The organism is Prevotella lacticifex (genome assembly GCF_019973375.1).
GTDB classification, from domain to species: domain Bacteria; phylum Bacteroidota; class Bacteroidia; order Bacteroidales; family Bacteroidaceae; genus Prevotella; species Prevotella lacticifex.
Map to the genome: position 1 here is coordinate 1 of NZ_BPTV01000048.1, position 209 is coordinate 209.

The 209-nt window shown below is 49.3% G+C and carries 1 tRNA gene; it reads left to right on the forward strand.

Going from position 1 to position 209, the window contains the following annotated elements:
- Positions 1-128 precede the first annotated feature (128 nt).
- Positions 129-202: transfer RNA gene (locus LDN30_RS16330), tRNA-Ile, on the forward strand.
- The last annotated feature ends 7 nt before the right edge of the window (positions 203-209 follow it).

Below are 209 nucleotides of genomic sequence, written 5' to 3' on the forward strand. Positions count from 1 at the left end.
AAGTTAAGGCAATCGGTCTTACTTGTACCTCTCACCCTCTGTCTTTTTTATATAGCGAGAAAGAGGAAGCCGGGCTTTTTGATGATGCCCAGGTCTTGGACAGAGCCATCCCGGAGTCGTAGAACAACAGTCCTATAGCTCAGTTGGTTAGAGCGCCACACTGATAATGTGGAGGTCGGCAGTTCAAGTCTGCCTGGGACTACATCCGA